The following is a 16013-nucleotide window of genomic DNA, read 5'->3' as shown; positions in this document are numbered from 1 at the left end:
CCTCATGACGCTGCACTGGGACCACAACGCGTACTACCAACGAGTGTTGTTGCGGCAACTGCCGCCTCGATGCGCACGGGTCCTCGACGTCGGTTGTGGCGCGGGGGCATTCGCGGCGCGACTGGCCGGCCGCGCCGATCACGTCGACGCGATCGACAAGTCGGCGGCGATGATCGAGGCGGCCCGGCAGCGCGCGCCGGCCAACGTCACCTGCAGCCTCGCCGACGTGACGGAGGCAGCCTTGCCCGCGGCGCATTACGACGCGATCGTGTCGGTCACCGCGTTGCACCATGTGCGGCTCGCCGACGCCTTGCGGCACCTGGCGCCGGCGTTGCGCCCGGGCGGCGTGCTGGCCGCGGTGGTCTTGCCGCGCGTCGACCTGCCCCGGGAGGCGCCCACCGAAATCATTGCGGCGGCTGCCAATCCGGTGCTCGGCGCGGTGTTCGCCGCGCTGCGGACGGCGGGCCGCGGCGACTGGTACGGACTGGACGCGACCAACGAGGCGATGCCCAAAGTTGTCGATCCGCCGCTGACCACCCGGCAGGCCCGCGAAGTCGCCGCCGCGACCCTGCCCGGCGTCCGCGTCCGTCGGCTGCTGTTCTGGCGTTATCTCCTGCTGTGGCGGCGCCCCGTTTAGCGAGGTCGCGTCGAATGTCGGATTGTCCTGCGGCGGGGCCGCCGCGGGCTTACCGTCTTGATTGCTGAGTCGGGTCCTGCGGTTGGCCGTTGGGGTCGGACGATGTTGATATGGTCGGCGGGTCCGGGGTTGGTTTGGAGGGTCAGGGATGAGCGACGCGCAGGCCTCACGGGTGGGCTCGATGTTCGGGCCCTATCACCTAAAGCGACTGCTGGGCCGCGGTGGGATGGGCGAGGTCTACGAGGCCGAGCACACCGTCAAGGAGTGGACGGTAGCCGTCAAGCTGATGTCGGACACGTTCAGCAAGGACCCGGTGTTTCGCGAGCGGATGAAGCGCGAGGCCCGCATCGCCGGCCGTTTGCAGGAACCCCACGTGGTGCCCATCCACGACTACGGCGAGATCGACGGCCAGATGTACATGGAGATGCGCCTCATCGAGGGCACCGACCTGGACTCGGTGCTCAAGCGATTCGGCCCGCTGACCCCGCCGCGCGCGGTGGCCATCATCACCCAGATCGCCTCGGCGCTGGACGCGGCCCACGCCGCCGGGGTGATGCACCGCGACGTCAAACCGCCCAACATCCTGGTCACCCGCGACGACTTCGCCTACCTGGTCGACTTCGGCATCGCCAGCGCGACCACCGATGAAAAACTGACCCAGCTCGGCACCGCGGTGGGCACCTGGAAATACATGGCCCCCGAACGGTTTTCCAACGACGAGGTGACCTATCGCGCCGACATCTACGCGCTGGCCTGCGTGCTGCACGAGGCCTTGACCGGGTCGCCGCCCTACCGCGCCGACAGCGCCAGCACCCTGGTCACCGCGCACCTGATGGACCCGATCCCCAAGCCCAGCGCCGTGCGCCCGGGCGTCCCCAAGGCCTTCGACGCGGTGATCGCGCGCGGCATGGCCAAGAAACCCGAAGACCGCTACGCCAGCGCCGGCGATCTGGCGCTGGCCGCCCACGAGGCCCTCAGCGACCCCGATCAGGACCACGCCAACAAGATCGTGCGTCGCAGCCAGGAGGCCACCCTGCCCGCCACCGCCGAGGCCCACACCGCGGACAGCGGTGGCGGGCAGGGTGGCCTCCTGGCTGCGACGCACGATCTTGGTTCACCGCCGCCCTACTCCACGGCGCCCAGTTCCGGCCCGCTGCCACAGGCCGCCCCGACCCAGCGCCCCTGGGCACCCGACAGCGCCCCCGTGCCGTCCGGACCGCAGGCCTACCCGGGCGGCGGTGGCAATTGGAGCGGCCCGCCGTCACAGTTCACCGGCCCGGCTCCCTGGAATCAGCCGGCCCCCAAGCCCAAACGCAACCCGTGGCCCGTCGTCGCCGCGGTCGTCGCCCTGGTCGTCCTCGCCGGCGGCGGCGTGGGGATCTGGCTGCTGACCCGCCCGGCGCCGGCACCACCGCCTCCGGACCCCGTACCGCCCGGGCGGCTCAACGCCCTGCTGTTGGATCCGTCGGGCATCAACACCATCATGGGCTCGTCCTCGATGACGCCCGGCAAGCCCATCACGTCGACGGACACCTCGACGGTGACGCTCTCGCTCCCGAACTGTCTGAGTTCGCTGTATACCAGCCAGGACCCGGTGTACGCGGGGACCGGCTACACCGGGATCAGCGGGCTGGTGTCCTCCGAACCGGGCGACGACTACGACCACTGGGTCAACCAGGCCGCGGTGGCCTTCCCCTCCGCCGAGAAAGCCAAGGCGTTCCTGCAGGCTTCGGCGGACAAGTGGAAGGCCTGCTCCGGCAAGACGGTCACCGTGACGAACAAGACCAAGACATTCAGGTGGACGTTCGCTCAACTCAACGGCGCACCACCGAAGATCACCATGCTGGAAACCCAGGAGGGCGCCGACGGCTGGGAGTGCCAGCGCGCCATGGGCGTTGCGAACAACGTGGTCGCCGACGTCAACGCGTGCGGCTACCACATCAGCGATCAGGGCGGGCAGGTCATCGACAAGATCCTCGCCAAGGTCGAAAACGAGTAGCCAAGGCGCACTGCGTCATTGGCCTACGACTGGAGGTCGGGCCCCTCGGCGCGCAGGTCGTCGACGGCCGACATCGCGTTGCGCAGCTTGGCCAGCCACTCCTCGGTGTGCTCGCCGACCAGCTTGACCGTCCACGCGAGCGCGTCGGCGCGGGACCGGGCGACGCCGGCGTCGACCAGCGTGTCGAGCACCTGGCGCTCGGGTTGCTTGAGGCGCGTCATCACCGGTACGGCGATGTGGGTGAACAGGATTCGTTCGCCGTTGGCCTCCACGCCCCAGGAAACCTTGCGCCCGTAGCGATCCTGCGCTTCGTCGGCGATGCGCATCCGCTCCGAGCGGGTCTCCTCGCGGAATCGCGAGACCCGGCCTTCGGCGCGGGCCTCGCTCTCGTCTTCGGAGTTGGCGGGTTCGGCCAGCTTGCCGATGACGGTGATCTCTTCGCGGTCGACGATGACCGTGGGGTCGCCGTCGAACCAGGCTTCGGGTAAGCGCCCGGCAAACCATTCCGCCGCGCCGCTGGCGTCGGGCTGCTGGGCCTGCTGCCAGCCCCCGGAGCGGCCGTAACGCCGCCCGTGTGTGTGGTGGGATTTCATGATTACATAATTACACCATTACACATGTAAGTGGAATCCCGTTTCACCGGGGGCGAACACTTCGGGGGCCAGCGGCGTGGGTGGAGCCCGCGGTGGGCGCCCTTGTTCAGGGCTGTCCAGAGTTGTATTTTTGGTAGCGAAGCAGGCCCGGAAGCGACCGATTCGAAGCGCTGGGAAACGGGGTAGGAAACCAGCCGCGTGCGACCTAAGCGTCAAACGCCCCCTAGAGTCGCCCGGGCCTGCCTATGCGGAAGGACCCTCCCCGCGACGGATCCGAAACAGCTTCACCTCGCTCTTGATGCCCTTGAGCCGGCGCGCGCCGGCAAAGGATCCCTGAAAATCGCCGCGGTCGCCGAGGGCTTCCAGGACCGCGTCGGCGGCCAGCACGGTGCCCGGGCGCGCCACCGCGGTCACCCGGCTGGCCACATTGACCGGGCTGCCGAACCAGTCGCCGGCCCTGCTCACCGCCATGCCGGCGGCGACTCCGGCTCGCAACCGCGGAAAGTCGTTGTCGGTATCGACGGCCTCCACGAGCTTCAAGACGACGTCCAGCAGGGGTTGCGGTTCCGGACAGACGAACATGACCGCGTCGCCGATCGTCTTGATGAACCGCACCGGCGGGACGGTCATGTCCCGGGCGAGGTGGGCCAGCCGGTTGGCCAAGTGGCCCAGCTCCTCGGCCGACACGGCTTCGCCGATCCGGGTGAAGCCGACCAGGTCGGCGAAGCCGACGGTGATGTGGCGCGCTCCCGGAAGCGGCTTGCCGGCGGCCCGCTCCGCGGCGTTGACCGCTTCGGTCTCCATCATGTGCCGCAGCTGCATGAACAGCATGTGCTGGATCATCGGGCCGAGCTCGGGCGCGATGCGGCTGACCAGCGCCTTGGACGCCTGGGCGATCTCCAGCTCGGTGGCTCCCGCGCGCATGATCGTCGACAGGGCGGTGTAGCGCATGACCTCCGCGGCGCGCGACAGGCCGTCGGCAAGCACCTGGACCACGAGCACCAATTGCTCGGGATCCAGGCCCAGCTCGACGAACCGCTGGATGAACGCGGCCGCCTCGCCGTCGGCGCGCATGTGCACGACCGCGTCGGGGTCGTCCACCCGGACGAGGCCAATGGCGCGCTGCACCCGCTGCAGCAGCGCCAGGTCGACGCCGTAGGTCTCGCTGATCTCCCGGGTGGACACGTAGGTGCCGTCGTCCCCGATGAGGTGGCGGGTGGCCAACAGCAGCGGCGGGTTGGTGCTGCGGATCTCGTCGGCGGTGACGCCCTGATCCAGCAGCCAGTGCACCAGTTCCGCCCGCTCGGTGCGCGCGGCGCCCTCGAGCCCCTCGAGCAGATCGTCGATGTTGTCGTCGGCGCCCACGTCGTCCACTGGGCCAACGTATAACCTTGGCAGGCCATTACGCAGGGCCGACCTGGCCGAAGGTGTGGGCACCGGCAGCTAAGGCCGGTAACAAATGGTGTCCGCTAAAGCAGTACACCTAGCGGGGCAGATCAGTACAGCGCCAGCTCGCAAATGTGGCCGTTAGTTCCCAGGTAAACCACCCGTGGGATGTTATCGACGATTTCATACCCGAAAGGATCGCCCGCGGCCTGCTGCGCCGGCTTAGCGGTTTTATCAATAGTCGAGAGATCGGCCCACTTCCAAACGTGCATCGTCGACGGGTCGGAACGTAGCTCGTAAATGTGGCCGTCAAAACCTCTGTAGATCACCCGCAGGACACCGTCACTCGTCTGGTACCCAAAAGGATTGCCTGCGGCCGCCGGCGCCGGCGCCGAGGCGGTTTTATCGTTCGTCGAGAGATTGGCCCACTTCCAATTGCCCTCCAGACTCAATTCGATGATCTGTCGATCGGTGTCCGCGTAAATCACTCGAGCGATGTCCGGCACATATGCGTAAGGATCGCTCGCGGCCCGTGGGGCGCCGCCGCTGGCTTCCAAGAGATCGCTGCATTTCCAATACGGCTGTGGATGTAGTTCGTAAACATGACCGTCTGCGCCCCGGTAAATCACCCGCGGGACGTCGCCATAGCAATACCCGAAAGGATTCCCCCCGGCCGGCGGCGCCGGTTTCTCGCTTTTATCGTTGGTGGAGAGGTTACTGCAAATATAATTACCGTTCTGATCGGAAATTTCATAAATTTGAGTGTCGTTGTGAAGCCCCCGATAAATCAGCCGATCGATGTCGTTGTAAAAGTCCCAATACCCAAAAACGTTGCCCGCCGCCGGTGTCGCGGGTGGCGTTGTGAACCAGTTGGTGATATTGATGTAACTCCAACCAAGACCGGTCAACAGCAGTTGGAAGATGTTGCCGAATTCGTCTGCGTAATTCACCGCCCCCACGCCTGGGTTATTCCAGATACCCACGTACGCCGTGGGATCGGACACGGCCTGCGCCGGCAGCCCCTCCGCAGAGTCGGTGCCGGCCGCGACCAAAAGGTTGTTGCATTCCCATTGTCCGTTAACCAGGGCCAGCTCGTAGATATTGAAGTCGGCCCCACGGTAAACCACGCGGGCAACGCGTATTGGACAACCGCTGGTATCGAACTCCCCCGATTCGGAGCAGTCGGGGATGCCGTAGGCGAACGGAGTGCCCGCGGCCGTGGGCGCCGGGTGGTGTTTGGCCACAACATTGAGATCGCCCGGTCGCCACGTTGCCATTGAGACCTCCCGGATTTCGACGATCACCGACGGACGGGGCCGCCGGGAACAGGAGATGCCCGGTCTGGTTCACGTTAACACCGACTCGCCGCTAGCCGCTGCGCGTTTAGGCCAACAATTCGCAATCGGCGAGCGAACACCGGGCTTGACATTGTGCTGCACACCTGCGGTCGCGTCGGCAGCATCGATTCGATGTGGTCGATGTGAAAACGTTGGCGGTCAACGACTTTGGCGAACGCACGCGATACGGCCGGGCGTCAAGCCGGCGGCCCGGCGTGCGTCCCTCCTAGGACACCGGCGGTCGCCGGTGGGCCCAAGGACGCGCGGTCTCGATCTGCGCCGACAGCGACAGCAGGGTCGCTTCGTCGTAGGGCCGGCCCACCAGCTGCACCCCGAGCGGCAGGCCGTCGCCGTCGAAGTCCCACGGCACCGCCGCGGCGGGCTGCCCGGTCAGGTTCCAGACCTGTTGGTACGGGACCCGCTGGGCCACCGCCAGCAGCGTCCACACCGCGCCGCGGCGTTGGTAGGCGCCGATGCGGGACGGGCCCGTCGCGTTGCCCGGCGTCACGACGACGTCGACGTCATCGAAGATCGACTGGATCCGGGCGGTCACCGCGGCCTCGCTGTCGCGCAGGGCGGTCATCCGCCGGTCCGAGAACATCGCGCCGGCGCGCGCCAGGTTGCGGGTGCGCGCCTCGAGCCGCTCGGGGTGGGCCAACGAGTCCGCGTCGTCGCTGATGCCGCGCAGGTAGCGGGGCAGGTAGTTGGTGATGATGGCCGACGGCGGATAGTCGGGGTCACGGGTGATGACCTCGTGGCCCAGATCGCGCAACAAGGCGCCGGCCTCATGGACCGCCGCCAGCTGCGCCTTGCCGACCCGGACGGGCAGCGGCGTTGGGCCCTTGCTGCTCAAGGCGATTCGCAGCCGGCCGGGGTGGCGGGCGGCCGCGGCCACGAACTCGCCCCTCGGGCCGGACACTTGGGAAACCGTGGCGGTCGCGTCGAGGAACAGCGCCGCGTCCATTACCGACCGGGCCAGCGGGCCGTTGACGCTCAGCCCGTACCAGGCGTCGTCGTGCGGCTCCAGCGACACCCGATCGCGCTGCGGTTTGAGGCCGAACACGCCGCACCAGGTCGCCGGGATGCGAATCGAGCCGCCGCCGTCGGACCCGAGCGCCAGCGGGGCCAGCCCGGCGGCCACCGCGGCGGCGCTACCGCCGCTGCTGCCGCCGGGGGTGCGCTTGAGGTTCCAGGGGTTGCGGGTGGCCCCGAACGTCAGGGACTCGGTGTAGGGGAACATCATCAGCTCGGGCACGTTCGTCTTGCCGATGATCACCGCGCCGGCCGCGCGCAGCCGGCGGACCACCTCCCCGTCGGAGCTCACGGCGGGACGGTGCCCGCCGCTGCCGTAAGTGGTCACCTCGCCGGCGACGTCGACGTCGTCCTTGATCGCGACAGGCACGCCGAGCAGCGGCAGCCGCTCCCCCGCGTCGAGGCGGTCCTGCGCCGCGGCCGCCTCGTCACGCGCGCTGTCGGACAACACCACGCGGTAGCAGCGCAGCTCGCTGTCCAGGCGCGCGATCCGCTCCAAGTAGATTTCCAGCAGCTCCGGCGCGGTCAGTTCACCGTCGGCCAGCATCCGCGCCTGCGCGGCCGCGCCGGCGTAAGCCACATCGCGGGCGTCCACTGCGGCAGCGTATCCCGCGGTTCGCGGCGGTCAGTACCGTGGGCGACATGCCCTGTGTGTTCTGCGCGGTCGTCGCCGGGGAGGCCCCGGCCCTGAAGATCCACGAAGACGACGACTTCCTCGCCATCCTCGACATCCGCCCGTTCACCCGGGGCCACACGCTGGTAATCCCCAAGCGGCACACCGTCGACCTGACCGACACCCCGCCCGAGACGCTGGCCGGCATGGTCGGCATCGGCCAGCGGATCGCCCGGGCCGCCCGCGCGACGGAGCTGGCCGACGCGACCAACATCGCCATCAACGACGGCCGCGCCGCCTTTCAGACGGTGTTCCACATCCACCTGCACGTGCTGCCGCGCCGCAACGGCGACAAGCTCTCGGTGGCCAAGGGGATGCTGGTGCGCCGGGACCCGGACCGGGAGGCCACCGCGAAGATCCTGCGGGACGCCGTGGCGCGGATCGACGCGAGTCAGCAAGACTGAGCCCATGAGCAATCTGACCCCGCTGGAGCAGTTTGTCCTGCTGCCGTTCCTGCGCCTGCACGACACCATCTACCGCAAGACCGACGGCAGGATCGGTCACCGGATACCGGGGATGCCGCCCAGCCTGCTGTTGCACACGACGGGCGCCAAGACCGGTCGGCAGCGCACCACGACGCTGACGTACGCCAAGGACGGCGACTCCTACCTGGTCGTCGCCTCCAAGGGCGGCGACGACCACAACCCCGCCTGGTACCACAACCTGCGCAAACGTCCCGACTGCGAAATCAGCGCCGGCCCCAGGCGGATCGCGGTGACCGCCCGCCAGGTCGGGCCCGACGACTCCGACTATGCGCGGCTGTGGGACATCGTCAACAAGAACAACGGCAACCGCTACAACGGCTATCAAAGCCGCACGGCGCGGCCCATCCCCATCTTTGTATTGACTCCGCGGTGAAAATTGCCAGGTAGGCCCGGATAGCCGCGCAGCGGTCTATTCTCCTGACACGCGCGGTGAACGCTCACCGCAAAGCGCGGGATCGGCTGGAGCGGCTATGACACGGCGGGCGGGAAATCCGTGGCGGCGGTTCGGGCTGTCCGCCCGCGCGGGTTGGCTCCTCGTCAGCGTTTACGCGGTCGCGGCGTTGCTGGTGGTGGCCTCGTCGCTGTTCAGGTGGCGCGGCGCGTACGGGACGCGGCCGGTCGACGAGGCCGCGTTCGCGCTGTGTCTGCTCGTGGCCGGCGCAAGCGCCGGCTACGCGGCCCGCTTCTCGACCGGTCGCCGCAGGTTCGGATGGCTGGCGCTGGTGATCGGCCTGCTGGGATGGGCTGCCGGCGAGGTCCTCTGGACGAGTTACGACGTGCGTCCGGAGATCGAGCACGCCACCCACCCCGCCCTGGCCGAGGCCGTGTTCACTTTGTACCCGCTGGGCGCCATGGCGTCGCTGACGCTGTTGTCGCACCTGTCCCGACACAGCCCCCGGCGGCTGGTGTTGGACGGCCTCATCGTGGCGACCTCGCTGTTCGTCATCTCGTGGGTGTTCGTTCTGGACAAGCAGTTGCGCGAGGACTCGGGCTCGCGGCTCGCCACCCTCATCGAGGTCTTCGCCGACGTCGTTATCTTGACGACGGCGATCCTGATGTTGTCGCGGGTTCGCTCCAATGACATCCCGAGCCGGGGTCTGCTTGCCGGCGGTATCGCGACGATCGCCGCCGCCGACATCGCGATGGTTTTCCAGACCGGGGTGGGCAGCTACCACCTGGGCGATGTGACCGACCTGGGGCGGGTGGCCGGATTCGGGCTGCTCGCGCTGGCGGGCGTGGCCAGCGTCCACGAAACCGGCACGGACCAGCCGCGGGCCGAGATCATGTCCCCCGCCCTGCTGTGGCTGCCCTACCTGCCGCTCATGCTGGCCGCGGCGGTCGGCCTGGGTCACGCGGTGGGACTGATGGCGCACGGGCCGTTGCTCGCCGCCCTCGGAATCCTCGTCGCCGCGGTGCTCGCCCGGCAGTTCCTCGTGCTCGTCGAAAACCAGGGCCTGCTCACCGAAGTCGCCCGGGAGGCGTTCCGCGACAGCCTGACCGGTCTGGCCAACCGGGCGCACTTCCTGCATCGCCTGGAACAGGCGGTCGCGCGGCAGCGTCGCGACGGCGGACCCATCGCGGTGTTGTGCCTCGACCTCGACAACTTCAAATCGGTCAACGACGCCCTGGGCCACCCGGCCGGCGACGAGCTGCTCGTCCGGGTGGCCCACCGGCTCACGGCCGCGCTCGGCGAGACCGGCATCGTCGCACGCCTCGGCGGCGACGAATTCGCCGTCCTCATCGAGGCCCCGGTCGAAGAATCGCAGGCGGCCGCGAATCGGGTTCTCGACGCGTTCGGCACAGCGATCGTGATCGACGGCGTTCCCATCGAGGTCAGGCCGAGCATCGGCTTCACGGTGGCCACCGCCGCGTCGAACTGCACCGTCGACCAGCTCCTGCGGCACGCAGACTTGGCCATGTACGCCGCCAAACGTGAAGGTGGCCAATGCATTCGGGGCTTCTTGCCCGACTTTCCCTTCCCCTACGCCCTCCCTCAGCTCGCGGAGTCGGGGGGGTCGGCGCTTCAAGAACGGCCGGCGGGCGTGGACCGGGCGGCCGCCCCGCCCCCGGCGGGCGCCTTCGGCACCCAGACCAAGCTGGCACGGTCGCTGGCGCCGATCGCCGCGGCCGCGACCTCACACCGGGAGCGAACGCGCGAGATCCCGGCGGGCATGCGGTGGCCGCCGACATTCATCCGGATTGCCTTGGCCGCGTTGGGGATTGGTGTCGCGGTCTTTGCCTTGACGAGCGTGTTAGATCCGGGTGTCGCGCGCAGCGCGTTCTTTGCCAAGTTCCTGTATCCCACGTTGAACCTGTCGGCGGCGGCGCTGATCGTCGTTCGCGCCTACCGCGTCACGGCCGACCGCCTCGCCTGGGTCTTGATCTCGGCCGGCATGGCGGTGTCGGCGGCCGGTGACATCGTCTACGCCACGTGGGTCCCGGAGGGCCAGTCGCCGTCGGCCGCCGATCCGGAGTACCTCGCGTTCTACCCGTTCCTGTATGCCGGGCTGCTGCTGCTCATGCGGTCACGGCTGAGGTCGGTGCCACTGCCGATCCGGCTCGATGCGCTGGTATGCGCGTTGGCCGCGGCCGCGGTGGGCGTGGCGCTGCGGGCGGGGCCCATCCACGCGGCCGCGCTCCGCGCGCCGGCGACCGTGTTGGTGGGGCTCATCTACCCGTGGGGCGACCTGGTCCTGTTGGCGCTGACCGCGGGCATGCTGCCAATCCTGGGCTGGCGCAACGGATTCCGCTGGGGCCTTCTGGTTGTAGGGTTCATTGCCTTTGCCGTCGCCGACACGGCCTATCTCTTCGAGACCGCCGAAGGCACGTACCGCGTGGGCACGACGCTGGACGCGCTGTGGCCCGCCGCGTCGCTGCTGGTGGCCATGGCGAGCTGGGCGCCGTGGTCGTCGACAGCGCCCGCACCCAAACGCGGACTCGTCTCCTACACGGTGCCGGTGGTGTGTACCGTCGTGGCGCTCGCCGTCGCCGTCGTCGGGCACAACTCAAGGCTGGCAGCGGCTCTGGCAGCGTTGAGCCTGCTCGCCGTCGCGGCGCGCTTCTCGGCGACCTTCCGCGACGTCAGCATGCTGGCCGAACGACACAAGCAGGCCATGACCGACGAGCTGACCGCACTGCCCAACCGGCGGTCGCTGGCGACGGCGCTGACGGAGCTGTCCGACTCGGCGTCGCCGGGGCCCCTGGCGGTCGCCGGGGCGACCTCGCGCCGGGCGCTGCTGCTGCTGCACCTCTACGAGTTCGACGAGATCAGCGACTCGATCGGCGCCCACTTCGGCGACGAGCTGCTGTGCCACGTCGCAAACCGCCTGGCGCACTGCGTGCGCAGCGACGACCTGCTGGCGCGCGTGAACGACGACGAATTCGCCATCCTGCTCGCCGAGGGGTCGGACCTCATCGCCGCGCGCGCCCAGGCGGGCCGGTTGCTCGAGGCCCTGAGCGATCCGTTCGCGCTCGACCCGATCACCGTGCAGGTCGATGCCCGCATCGCCATCGCGCTGTGCCCCGACCACTGTGACCGTCCGCAGGATCTGCTGAATCGAGCCGAGATCGCGATGCCCCACGCGAAATCCGCCATCGGCAAGATCGCGGTGTACGACTCGGCGTACGAGATGTACCGCGACAACGACCCCAACCTCGTCGAGGAATTGCGCGTCGCGCTGCTCGATGACGAGCAGCTGACTGTGTACTACCAGCCCAAGATCAATGCCAGCGACGACAGCGTCCACAGCGTGGAGGCGCTGCTGCGCTGGCGCCATCCCCACCGCGGGTTGCTGCTGCCGGAGGAGTTCCTGTGCGCCGCCGAACGCGCCGGGTTGATGCGCCAGGTCACCAACCGCGCCATCGACCTCGCCCTCAAGCAGGCCCGGTCCTGGCGCGAGCAGGGTATGCCACTGCCCGTCGCGGTGAACCTGTCCACGACGAACCTGCTTGACCTGGACCTGGTGAGCACGATCGAAGGGCTGCTGCGCACCCATGGCCTGCCCGCCGACTCACTCATCGTCGAGATCACCGAAAGCGCCCTCGTCGACTCGGCGCGCTCCCGCCACACCGTCGCCGCGCTGCAGGCCCTCGGCGTTCGTATCTCCCTGGACGACTACGGCACGGGATGGTCGTCGCTGGCCCGCCTGCAGGACGTCTCGGTCGACGAGCTGAAACTCGACCGGGTCTTCGTGTCACGGCTGGCCCACGACCCGCGATCGGTTGCGATCGTGCGCTCCACCGTGGCGTTGGCCCGCAGCCTGGGCGCCGACCTGGTCGCCGAGGGGGTCGAGGACGAGGTCACCCTGCGCGCGCTGCGCCGGTATGGCTGCACCATCACCCAGGGCTTCGTGCACAGCCCGCCGTTGCCTCCGGATGACCTGCGCGACTGGATCGAAATCCATGCGCCCAGTTCCCAGCGGAGCAAATCGCGCGTGACCGACTGAGCGGCCGGAGGGCCCGATTCCGCGACGGGACGCAAAAGCCTGGCTGACATTTTGCTGCGCTCGACCACTGGCCCATGATCGGCCGCGACCACGAAATCGGGGAGACCACGCGCGCAATCGCCGATGACGCGGCGCGGGGAGTGGCGCTGGCGGGCAAGGCCGGCAACTCGTACCCCCACAACAGCAGCGCTGACGGTCCCGCCGGCGGCGGTACCGGCGGCGGCGGGGTTCTCGCAGAGGCCGGGCTGCCCGGCGGATCCGGCGGGAACGGCGGCGTCTAGGGCTAGAACAGCTCCTTGGCCAACAGCTCCAGCGTCGCGACCCGCGCGGGCGCGGTCGACGGGTCGGTGCCGAGGTGGGCCGACGCGACCGGGTGGACCATCACTTCGTCGACGCCAAACCGTTCGGCCAGCGCCCGCACCTGCTCGGCGGCCTCCGCGGGGGTGCCGAGGACGGCCCGGCGCAACCCGCTCTCCACGATGCGCTGCTGCTCCGGACCGAGCTGCGCCACTTCGGCCTCCTCGACCCGCGGCACCGGCCCGAGCGGCTGACCCGTGCGCAGCCGCGCCATCATCTGTAGGTTGGGCAGCATCAAAGCCGTTGCCTCGTCACGGGTTTCGGCCACCGCGGCGTTGACCGTCAAGAACGTCAGCGGCTCGGGGGTCAGCTTGCTCGGCTTGAACTTCGAGCGGTAGACCTCGAGCGCCTCCTCGGTGCCCTGGCCGGAGAAGTGATGGGCGAACACGTACGGCAGCCCCTTGGCCGCCGCCAGGTGCGCGGAGTACATCGACGAGCCCAGCAGCCACAGCCGCGGCTCGCTCGCCGCCGCCGGGGTGGCCTTGAGCCGGTAGTCCCCCGAGCACAGCGGCACGATCACGCCCCGCGCGCTCATCAGCGCGGCCACGTCGTCGAGGTATTCGGGGAAGTTCTCGATGTCCTCGTCGCCGCGGCTGCCGCGCAGGGCGTACGACGTCACCGGGTCGGAGCCGGGCGCGCGCCCGATGCCCAGGTCGATGCGGCCGGGGGCGGCGGCTTCCAGCAGCGCGAACTGCTCGGCGACCGCCAGCGGCGCGTGGTTGGGCAGCATCACGCCGCCCGATCCCAGCCTTACCTGCGTGGTCTGCGCGGCGAGGTAGGCGATCAGGACGGGAGGGCTGGTGGCGCCGACGGACGGCATGTTGTGGTGCTCGGCGACCCAGTAGCGGGTGTAACCGAGCCGGTCGGCGGTCTGGGCGAGCTGCACGGTGGCCGCCAGCGCGTCGCCGGTGCTCTGGTCGGTGCGCACCGGGACGAGATCAAGGACGGAAAGTCGCACGATGGCGTCAACGCCCTTCGGCGCTCGAACGTTCCCCCGCGACTGTGCACTGACGGCTTGCGGTGTGAACACAGGGCGGGATTTCGGCCGATTTTTCACCCTCGCTTCACACGCAAAGCCAGCAATTCACACGCGGAGCCGGCTCAGTAGTCCTTCAGGGTGATGGAGTTGACGATGCGGTCGAACACCTCCTGCGGGATCGGCGCACCCCCCGGGATGTTGTCGATCACCAGCCACTGGTTGCGCTTGACGTAGTCGTGGAACTCGGCGTGGTAGTTGGCGAAACCGGCTTCATAGTCCTCCCCGGCCGCCGCGAGTTCGCCGGCCAGGATGTAGGCGCCCAGCAGCGCGACGCTGGTGCCCTGGCCCGACAGCGGCGAACAGCAATAGCCGGCGTCGCCGACGAGGGCAACCCGGCCCTTCGACCAGCGGTCCATCTTGATCTGCGACATCTCGTCGAAGTAGAAGTCCGGCGCGGTCCGCATGTACTCCATTAGCTGTGGCCGGACCCAGCCGTCGTCGGCCATGCGCCGTTCGAGCTCGGCGAACACCGCCTCGGTGTCCCGGTAGTCGATCCGCAGGTCGGCCTCCATGAAGCCCACCATCGCCCGCGCCTCGGTGTTGTTGCGCGCGCTGTAGACGCCGACCATGGTTTTGTCGCCGTAATGCCAGGTCTGCCAGTAGTCCAGGTCGAGGAAGTTCGGCACCGTGAAGATCGCCGCGTGGGTGCCCAGCCGCTCGATGAATTGCGCCTCGGGGCCGAAGACCAGCCGGCGCACGTTGGAATGCAGGCCGTCGGCGCCGATCACCAGGTCGAAGCTGCGCGCGTCGGCGCGCTCGAACGTCACCTTGACCGAGGTGCCGTCGTCCTCCAACGCCGCGATGCTGTCGTCGAACATGTACTCTGTATCGAGTTTTGTTGAGTCATAAAGTAATTCGACGAGGTCGTCGCGCAGCAGCTCGATGTCGAGGCTGGCGATGAGCCCGCCCGTCGGAGTCGATTCGGTGTCCTCCGACAGCTCGTTGCCGTCGCGGTCCACCACGGACGCGCCCCGGATTCGGGTCCGCACGTGGTCGGCGGCGGCCCGCAGCATCATGCGTTCGAGCACCGTCAACGCCGGCCCGCGCACGTCGATGGCCTGGCCCCCCGGCCGCAGCCCGGGATGGCGCTCCACCACCGTGACCGAATAGCCATGGCGACCAAGCCAATACGCTACCGTCATGCCGGCCACGCTGGCGCCGGAAACCAGGATGTCCGTCACGTGATGCCTGCCAGCCTCTTTGCGTTGGTGAAGATGTCGTCGAGCATTTCCGGAGTCAACCTACCGGTGAACATATTTTGCTGGCTCGGGTGGTAGCAGCCCAGCAATCGCACACCGGACTCCAGCTCGGCCACCACACCGTGGCCGAAGCGCGGTTTGCGCCGGCCGGACAGGCCCGGCAGGCGAAGCGCGATCTGCCAGCCGAACCCGCCCAGCGCGACGATCACGCGGACATGCTCGGACACCAGCCGCCATTCGCCCTGCAGCCAGGGCCAGCAGGTGTCCCGCTCCGCGGGCGTCGGCGCGTTGGCCGGCGGCGCGCAGCGCACTGGGGCGGAGACCCGAATCCCGTTGGCGTGCAAGCCATCCGCCGCGTCGACGCTCGTCGGCTGGTTGACCAGCCCGGCCCGATGCAGCGCCGCGTACAGCTGGTCGCCGGAGCGGTCGCCGGTGAACATGCGCCCGGTCCGGTTGGCGCCGTGCGCGGCGGGAGCCAGCCCGACGATCAGCAACCAAGGCCGCTCGGAACCCCAGCCCGGCACCGGCCGCCCCCAGTAGGGCTGGTCGGCGAAGGCCCGGCGCTTGACCGCGGCCACCTCCTCGCGCCAAGCGACCAGCCGCGGGCAGGCGCGGCACACGCTGATCGCGGCGTCCAGGTCCGGTATCGAAGCGGCCTGGGCGGCCAGCGCGGCGACCTGGGTCGGGTCGGCAGCGACCGGCGTGGCCGGCGTGGCCGGGTCGCCCGGCCATCCGGTGCCGGGCACCACCGGAGACGCGAACGCCTGGCCGGTATGCGGGTGGGCGAGCACATGGACATCGTGCATGAGCGGAGAAAAATCGGTCGCCGCG

Annotated in this window: 12 protein-coding genes and 1 pseudogene; 6 read left to right on the top strand and 7 right to left on the bottom strand. The window is 68.9% G+C overall.

Going from position 1 to position 16013, the window contains the following annotated elements:
- Positions 1 to 4: 4 nt before the first annotated feature.
- Positions 5 to 637: a class I SAM-dependent methyltransferase gene (locus MTAB308_RS24140; RefSeq protein ID WP_077102812.1), complete on the top strand. Its 633-nt coding sequence runs from the start codon at positions 5 to 7 to the stop codon at positions 635 to 637.
- Between the two features lie 148 nt (positions 638 to 785).
- A pseudogene (locus MTAB308_RS24135) lies at positions 786 to 2636 on the top strand (serine/threonine-protein kinase PknH/PknJ).
- Between the two features lie 23 nt (positions 2637 to 2659).
- Here the strand turns inward: MTAB308_RS24135 and MTAB308_RS24130 are convergent.
- The 4 genes from MTAB308_RS24130 to MTAB308_RS24115 form a co-directional block, all read right to left on the bottom strand.
- Positions 2660 to 3229: a hypothetical protein gene (locus MTAB308_RS24130; RefSeq protein WP_077102808.1), complete on the bottom strand. Its 570-nt coding sequence runs from the start codon at positions 3227 to 3229 to the stop codon at positions 2660 to 2662.
- A gap of 243 nt (positions 3230 to 3472) precedes the next feature.
- A complete protein-coding gene (locus tag MTAB308_RS24125; RefSeq protein WP_077102806.1) occupies positions 3473 to 4603 on the bottom strand; it encodes an adenylate/guanylate cyclase domain-containing protein in 1131 nt (376 codons plus the stop codon).
- A gap of 122 nt (positions 4604 to 4725) precedes the next feature.
- Entirely contained in the window at positions 4726 to 5919 is a 1194-nt protein-coding gene (locus MTAB308_RS24120) for a hypothetical protein (RefSeq protein ID WP_157901007.1), read from the bottom strand.
- Positions 5920 to 6178: 259 nt separating this feature from the next.
- Positions 6179 to 7579, bottom strand: a complete 1401-nt coding sequence (locus tag MTAB308_RS24115; RefSeq protein ID WP_077102802.1) for an amidase — start codon at positions 7577 to 7579, stop codon at positions 6179 to 6181.
- A gap of 47 nt (positions 7580 to 7626) precedes the next feature.
- Between MTAB308_RS24115 and MTAB308_RS24110 the strand changes: the two genes are divergently transcribed.
- The 4 genes from MTAB308_RS24110 to MTAB308_RS24095 all read left to right on the top strand — a co-directional run bounded on the left by MTAB308_RS24110 (position 7627) and on the right by MTAB308_RS24095 (position 12868).
- Positions 7627 to 8061 carry an HIT family protein gene (locus MTAB308_RS24110; RefSeq protein ID WP_077104734.1) on the top strand — a complete coding sequence of 145 codons (435 nt, stop codon included), beginning with the start codon at positions 7627 to 7629 and terminating at the stop codon, positions 8059 to 8061.
- Positions 8062 to 8065: 4 nt separating this feature from the next.
- Complete coding sequence (locus MTAB308_RS24105; protein ID WP_077102800.1) at positions 8066 to 8515, top strand: nitroreductase family deazaflavin-dependent oxidoreductase; 450 nt, start codon at positions 8066 to 8068, stop codon at positions 8513 to 8515.
- A gap of 97 nt (positions 8516 to 8612) precedes the next feature.
- Positions 8613 to 12587 (top strand): bifunctional diguanylate cyclase/phosphodiesterase, encoded by a 3975-nt coding sequence (locus MTAB308_RS24100; protein WP_083746645.1) that lies wholly within the window; start codon positions 8613 to 8615, stop codon positions 12585 to 12587.
- Positions 12588 to 12661: 74 nt separating this feature from the next.
- A complete protein-coding gene (locus MTAB308_RS24095; protein WP_077102798.1) occupies positions 12662 to 12868 on the top strand; it encodes a hypothetical protein in 207 nt (68 codons plus the stop codon).
- 2 nt (positions 12869 to 12870) lie between these two features.
- Here MTAB308_RS24095 and MTAB308_RS24090 read toward each other — a convergent pair whose 3' ends face one another.
- From MTAB308_RS24090 to MTAB308_RS24080, 3 genes are all read right to left on the bottom strand, one after another.
- Positions 12871 to 13902 carry an LLM class flavin-dependent oxidoreductase gene (locus MTAB308_RS24090; RefSeq protein ID WP_077104730.1) on the bottom strand — a complete coding sequence of 344 codons (1032 nt, stop codon included), beginning with the start codon at positions 13900 to 13902 and terminating at the stop codon, positions 12871 to 12873.
- Positions 13903 to 14045: 143 nt separating this feature from the next.
- A complete protein-coding gene (locus MTAB308_RS24085) occupies positions 14046 to 15164 on the bottom strand; it encodes an FAD-binding protein (RefSeq protein ID WP_077102796.1) in 1119 nt (372 codons plus the stop codon).
- The gene (locus MTAB308_RS24080) at positions 15161 to 15988 is read right to left on the bottom strand and encodes a uracil-DNA glycosylase (RefSeq protein WP_077102794.1); all 828 of its coding nucleotides are present in this window, start codon (positions 15986 to 15988) and stop codon (positions 15161 to 15163) included. Before MTAB308_RS24080 ends, MTAB308_RS24085 begins: the two co-directional genes overlap by 4 nt.
- Between the last annotated feature and the right edge of the window lie 25 nt (positions 15989 to 16013).

Origin of the sequence: Mycobacterium terramassiliense, assembly GCF_900157385.1 — a bacterium.
Lineage (GTDB): Bacteria > Actinomycetota > Actinomycetes > Mycobacteriales > Mycobacteriaceae > Mycobacterium > Mycobacterium terramassiliense.
Note: the sequence above shows the minus strand (reverse complement) of the source record. Positions and strands in the feature narration are given on the sequence as shown.

What these genes read in the sequence shown, in the direction of transcription:
- MTAB308_RS24140 (WP_077102812.1), top strand. Translation starts at nt 5, where the DNA reads ATGACGCTGCACTGGGACCACAACGCGTACTACCAACGAGTGTTGTTG.
- MTAB308_RS24130 (WP_077102808.1), bottom strand. Translation starts at nt 3,229, where the DNA reads ATGAAATCCCACCACACACACGGGCGGCGTTACGGCCGCTCCGGGGGC.
- MTAB308_RS24110 (WP_077104734.1), top strand. Translation starts at nt 7,627, where the DNA reads ATGCCCTGTGTGTTCTGCGCGGTCGTCGCCGGGGAGGCCCCGGCCCTG.
- MTAB308_RS24105 (WP_077102800.1), top strand. Translation starts at nt 8,066, where the DNA reads ATGAGCAATCTGACCCCGCTGGAGCAGTTTGTCCTGCTGCCGTTCCTG.
- MTAB308_RS24100 (WP_083746645.1), top strand. Translation starts at nt 8,613, where the DNA reads ATGACACGGCGGGCGGGAAATCCGTGGCGGCGGTTCGGGCTGTCCGCC.
- MTAB308_RS24095 (WP_077102798.1), top strand. Translation starts at nt 12,662, where the DNA reads ATGATCGGCCGCGACCACGAAATCGGGGAGACCACGCGCGCAATCGCC.
- MTAB308_RS24080 (WP_077102794.1), bottom strand. Translation starts at nt 15,988, where the DNA reads ATGCACGATGTCCATGTGCTCGCCCACCCGCATACCGGCCAGGCGTTC.